At 30.4% G+C, this 4,415-nt stretch carries 3 protein-coding genes; 1 reads left to right on the top strand and 2 read right to left on the bottom strand.

What is annotated here, in order from left to right; translation table 11 throughout:
- The first annotated feature begins 276 nt into the window (after positions 1-276).
- Entirely contained in the window at positions 277-2,418 is a 2,142-nt protein-coding gene (locus tag U9R42_03610) for an Omp28-related outer membrane protein (GenBank protein MEA3495103.1), read from the top strand.
- Between the two features lie 215 nt (positions 2,419-2,633).
- Here the strand turns inward: U9R42_03610 and U9R42_03605 are convergent, their stop codons facing one another.
- Together U9R42_03605 and U9R42_03600 are read right to left on the bottom strand one after the other, a co-directional pair.
- Positions 2,634-3,758 (bottom strand): ATP-binding protein, encoded by a 1,125-nt coding sequence (locus tag U9R42_03605; GenBank protein ID MEA3495102.1) that lies wholly within the window; start codon positions 3,756-3,758, stop codon positions 2,634-2,636.
- A gap of 379 nt (positions 3,759-4,137) precedes the next feature.
- Positions 4,138-4,415: putative toxin-antitoxin system toxin component, PIN family (locus tag U9R42_03600; protein MEA3495101.1), on the bottom strand; the 278-nt coding region annotated here is incomplete at its 5' end.

The following is a 4,415-nucleotide window of genomic DNA, read 5'->3' as shown; positions in this document are numbered from 1 at the left end:
TGAAAAAATTTGAAGCACTATCGAGATAATGTAAAAATTTTTGAAGAAGTATATGAAAAACTCTGAAAACCCTTTGGGAACAAAGATAATAAACAATCTGACTGCGTTAAAATTTTTCTCAATAGCTTGTGCCTCCGCTAAAGCTTCAGCGACACGCGGAATGCTATTCAAAAAAATTTGTGCCTTGCATTTTATTCATTATCTTTGTTTCTTAAAAGAAATGTATTTATAGAACCCCCCTTAAGCTTTATTTAAACTAACACAAAGAAAATCATCATGAAACATTTTTATTCGCTATTATTTCTCATTACAAGCATTTTATTTATTCACAATGTAAATGCTCAAACCTTTGTAACAACAATACCGCAACAAAAGAATGTTGTTTTAGAAGAATACACAGGTATTCACTGTGGTTACTGCCCTGATGGACATGCAAGAGCTCAAGCTTTAAGTGATGCAAATCCGAACAGAGTTGTTTTAGTAAACATCCACGCAGGTGGTTATGCTGTACCAAATGCAGGAGAACCTGATTTTAGAACTGAATTTGGTGATAATCTTGTTGCTCAAGCAAATGTATCAGGCTATCCTTCGGGAACGGTAAACAGACACGTTTTTCCTGAAATAGATCCGAATAAAACTTCAATGAGTCGTTCGGCATGGTTTTTTGCCGCATTAAAAATATTCCCTCAAAAATCAGTAGTAAACGTTGGATTTCAATCTCAATTTGACACAACAACAAGAGTGTTAACAGTTACCGTAGAAGCATATTATACAGATAACAGTCCTAAATCAACAAACTATCTCAATATTGTGCTTCTTGAAAATCATGTTTTTGGTTATCAAACAGATTACGGAAACGGAAACACAAACAATTATGACCACAAACATATTTTTAGAAGTTTTATGACAGGTCAATGGGGAGATGAAATAACAACAACCTCTCAAGGATCCTTTTTTACAAAAGTTTATAGCGACACAATTCCTGCTGATTGGAATATTAATAATTGTGATGTTGCAGTTTTTGTTGCAGAATCTCATCAGGAAATATACACAGGAGTTCAGGATGTTGCAGTAAATGGCTCAAATGACGGTAGTACTGAAATTTATATTGGTGAATTTTCCGATCCTTCAATAGCTGTTAAAAAATCATCGGCATCACAAGCAGTAACTTTTGATATGGCTGCAATTAGTAGCCTTGCAAATTCCAGCGATTTTGATTTTTCATTAACTTCAAATGCTCCTGTAAATTGGACTGCTTCATATAATATTAAAGGAAATGATTATACAACAAATGCAACAATATCTCTTGATAACGGAACAAATGAAAGTATTAGCATTTCTGTTACTCCCGGAGGTACTCCTGCATTTGCAGAATACACTTTAACAATGTCATCGGTTTCAAACCCAACCGCAGGTACTAAAGAAATCAAAGTTTATGTAGTGTCAGGTGTAACCGACCTTATTGTAAATAACAGTTCATCATGGGGAGATGGAAGTGATACAATGGCAAATACTTTTCAGCAATTTTATACTGATGGACTTGATAATGCAAATAATACTACTTACGGAATTACAAATTCAAATGTTTACATGCTTGCAGAAAGCAATAATGCTTTAACTGATATTGAAGCTATTTACTACAATGTAGGATGGTCATTCCCATCACTTTCCGATGAGCTTGCAAGTGATTTTTCAACCTTCCTTACTAATGGTGGAAACTTGATGATATCAGGACAAGATATTGGATGGGACAACTGGGATGATAATGGATATGGTACAGCCAATACAAAAGCTTTTATTCAAAATTATCTTCATGCAAATTTCATTAATGATGGTAGTCCTTCTGACAACTTACTAATTTCAGCAGGAGATGAACTTTATGGTGATATTGGTAATTCAGCACTAATTAACAGATACGGAAAGTCGGATGATGGAAATGCATATATGTATCCTGATCGTCTTGCTGTTAACGGACAAGGTGTGCCAATCTTAAAATACTCTAATTCAAAAATTGCTGCAATCAGGAGTCATGTAAAAGATTACAAAACAGTTTATCTTGGTTTTAGCTTAGAAATGATATCAGATGATAATATTAGAAATGAGGTAATGACACTTACTCATGACTGGTTTCATGGAAAAATAACTCTTGATGTTTTTGATGAAAAAATGAAAACTCTCAATTCAAATTATCCTAACCCTGCAAACGATTACACCATAATTCCATTAAGAAGCTTTAAAAGCAAAACAACACTTCAAATAATGGATACAAAAGGAAGAATTATTATTGAGAAAATTATTAATTCAGGAAATACAGAAGTAAGAATAAATACTTCTTCAATTGATAATGGAATTTATTTTTACAAAATAATTTCAGAAAATAAAATTATTGATTCAAAAGCATTTCAGATAATACACTAAATATCTACAAACAAAGAACCACAGACAATAAAATTTTTGTCTGTGGTTTTTTTTTATTATTGTTAAAATCCTAAAGGTAATACTAAACCGTCATCAGGTTAATTAAAAAGAATCTGGTATTATGCCGATGGATTAGCATGTTAAGAAAATTTATTTTCTGTTACATGATAACCTTTCGGTATAAAATATAATACCAAAGTATTATGAACAATTTATCAAATTAAAAATTCCGAATAATTTTTGCTATTAATTACTTTAAAAATATGTTCGGGATAGGCTGATTGAAATGTTTTTGATAAACTAGATCTTTTTTTAGGATTATATTTGAATTCATAAGCATTTAATAAACCATCACGCTCTTCAACATAATCAACTTCTTGCTGTTGTGTTGTTCTCCAAAAAAATATATTTGCTCGAATTCTTTTATATTCAAGCACTTTTATTCGTTCACTAATAAGATAGTTTTCCCATAATGCACCAACATCATTTCTCATTTCAATTCGGTTGAAATTACCAATAATAGCATTACGAATACCATTGTCATAGAAATAAATTTTTCTTGATTTTTTTAATTCCGTTCTAATGTTTCTGCTAAAAGCAGGTAATCGAAACACAACAAAAGTCTTTTCCAAAAGATCAATATACTTCTCTACGGTTTTTGGGTCAGAACCTATTGTTCTCGCCACTTCATTATACGAAACTTCACTTCCTAATTGCCATGCCAAGGCTTGCAGTAACTTTACTAATAATGAAGGTTTTTTAATAAATTCTAATTTAAGTAAATCTTTGTATAAATAACTATCAGAAAGCCAAGCTAATGTTTCGGAAGCATCAGTAAATTCTGTTATTATTTCAGGATATGAGCCATAAATAAGACGCAAATTTAACTCTTGCTTTTCTTTTAATTTACCATGTTCATTTACAAGTTCATTGTATGAAATGGGATAAAGTAAATATTCAAATTTTCGCCCTGTCAGAGGTTCACTGAGCTTATTAGTAAGGTCAAATGATGATGAGCCTGTTGCAATTAACTGAACTTCAGGAATATTATCTACAATTAATTTTAATACTGTTCCAATATTATCAATTTGTTGTGCTTCGTCAATTACAACAATTTTATTTTTACCAAACAATTGAGTCATCTCTGCAGAGGAAATCTCACTAAATAATTGTGGTATTTTTGGTTCATCTCCATTAAACCAAATAATTGCTTCCCCAGCATCTTCAACAAGAGCTTTTACCAAAGTAGTTTTGCCAACTTGTCTTGGTCCTGTAATTATAATAGCTTTGTTCTTAAAAAATTTCTGCTTTATAATTTCTGTTAATTCTCTTTTTATCATACTGCAAATATAATAATTTTGGATTGTAATCCATAATTATTATAGTTATTTTGGATTGTAATCCAAAATCATCATGATTTATTAGTTGATATTTGCATATATCTATAAAGCATAAAAATAATAAAATAAATCAAAAATTGCTTGCCCGATAGCTTTTGCGTATTAGTGGGGTGTTCTTTATTCTACTATTTCCAGAAAATTAGTGATAGAAATAATTTTGGTGTTTTTTATTTTTAACATCTCAAGTAAATCATTATCTCCTGATAATAAATAATCTGCTTTACCATCAATTGCCAAATTCAATAAAAAATTATCCCTTATACTAAACCGCTATTAAGATGCTGATTAAGAAAATAAATTATTTTTGTTTTGTTTTTCTTCACAAAATTCTTGCATAGCTGTGGCTACGGAATAATTTTTTGAATAAAAACAGGGCGAAAAGAAATGTTTTATTTTCAGTATCTTGATGGCAGTTTAGTATTACATCCCTGCATTCATTTATATCAGATTCTATTTCAATTAATTTCCCATAAGAATTAAATGTTTCAAGCAATCTTTCAATATCGTCATTTGTAAAATATTTTTTAAATTTAGGTCTTTTAGATACTTTAATAAATTCTTCAATAAGTTCATTTGAAAACAAAAGTTGAATTTTTT

It is taken from the genome of Bacteroidota bacterium (assembly GCA_034723125.1).
Taxonomy (GTDB): Bacteria; Bacteroidota; Bacteroidia; order CAILMK01; family JAAYUY01; genus JAYEOP01.
Note: the sequence above shows the minus strand (reverse complement) of the source record. Positions and strands in the feature narration are given on the sequence as shown.

Bases quoted from the DNA above. Each gene is read 5' to 3' on its own strand.
- U9R42_03610 (MEA3495103.1), top strand. From the start codon at position 277: ATGAAACATTTTTATTCGCTATTATTTCTCATTACAAGCATTTTATTT.
- U9R42_03605 (MEA3495102.1), bottom strand. From the start codon at position 3,758: ATGATAAAAAGAGAATTAACAGAAATTATAAAGCAGAAATTTTTTAAG.